The organism is Streptomyces sp. NPDC050703, assembly GCF_040654435.1.
Classification (GTDB): Bacteria; Actinomycetota; Actinomycetes; order Streptomycetales; family Streptomycetaceae; genus Streptomyces.
Genome location: NZ_JBFAHX010000112.1, coordinates 1 through 1302 on the forward strand (window position 1 = coordinate 1; position 1302 = coordinate 1302).

1 protein-coding gene is annotated in these 1302 nt (G+C 73.4%); it reads right to left on the reverse strand.

The window, feature by feature from the left end; translation table 11 throughout:
- Positions 1-651: 651 nt before the first annotated feature.
- A complete protein-coding gene (cpt, locus tag AB0I16_RS35790) occupies positions 652-1200 on the reverse strand; it encodes a chloramphenicol phosphotransferase CPT (protein WP_363253861.1) in 549 nt (182 codons plus the stop codon).
- Between the last annotated feature and the right edge of the window lie 102 nt (positions 1201-1302).

The window sequence follows — 1302 nt, forward strand, 5'->3', positions numbered from 1 at the left end:
GCAGGCGCCGGTCGAGTACGTCTCGTGCCACCAGCCGCGCGGCAGCCGCAGGGCCGGGGGCCCTGCGGCCCTGGGGCCCTGGGGCCTCGACGGCGGGGTCCTGGCCGACATGGTCTTCGGACCGGCCTACCGCTTCCGCCGGCTGTGACGGAGCGAGGACCGCTCCTCCCCAGTGCGGCGCCCGGGGCGGCGCGACTCGTGTCGGCCCATGAGCCCGTGTCGCGCCTACCGGAACGGGCGCACTCGGACTCGTACCGCTGCCGGATACCGCCGGGGCCCTCGCAGGTCTAGCGTGGTGGGGGCAGCACGACGGCCGCATCGTGGCGGCCCCCCCTCACGGTCCCCGGCCCCCGGACGCGTCCTCGGCCCTCCACCCCCTCGGAGGTATACGCGTTACGGCATTCTCCCCGGCGACCGGCCTCGCCCTTCATCCGCCTTTCCGTACACACTCAGGCCCTGCCTGGCCAGGCCCGTGCGCCGACAACACGGGCCCGGCCCTCCGACCCTTCCGAGCTGTTGTCCCGGGGCTCACTCCCGCGCGCCCCGGCAACGGAAGGGTCACCGCGACGCCGCTGTGGAGGGGAGCCACGGCGGCGCCGCGGGGTGTCCGCGCACCGTCGCGGCCCGGGCTCCCCCCGCCCAGCGGCCGTCTCATCGCTCCGGCGGCCGGCCCACCCGGGCCGCGATGGTGCGCGCGCACGCCATGGACTCGGTGCGGGTGGTGTCGACCTCCAGGTCGTAGACCACGCCGTCGTGCACCAGTTCGGCCTGCGACGCCGCCATCCCTCTGGCCCGGTCGCCGCGCGCGACCTCGCGGCCCTCGGCGACGGCGCTGTCGCACCGCACGCCGACCCACAGCACCTCCACGCCGTCCAGCCGCTTCAGCCACCGCCGCTGCGACGCGGCTCCGCCGAGGAAGACGTCGTCGATGATGATCCTGGCGCCCGCGCGGGCCATGGCGACGATGCCCTCCGTCCATGCCTCCTCCAGCGTCCGGAAGTCCTCGCCGAGGGTCACCGCGCCGTCCGCCGCGACCTCGATGCCCTCCTGTGACGCCTGCATCCTCGCGGGCATCGACTCGACGAAGGAGTCGCAGCCGAACGCCAGCCACGGGTCGGGCAGCACGTCCTGCAGGCACCGTACGATGCCGGACTTCCCCGCGCTGGAGCCGCCGTTGAGAATGATCATCTGCGTCGCCATCCCCTCACCCTAGGTGTATTGATCACGAGCGTTGTTGACACGGGGGTCTTGATCAAAGGCGAAGACCTCCGGTGTGGTGGAGCTGTCTAGGACTGCACCACA

What these genes read in the sequence shown, in the direction of transcription:
- cpt (WP_363253861.1), bottom strand. Translation starts at nt 1,200, where the DNA reads ATGGCGACGCAGATGATCATTCTCAACGGCGGCTCCAGCGCGGGGAAG.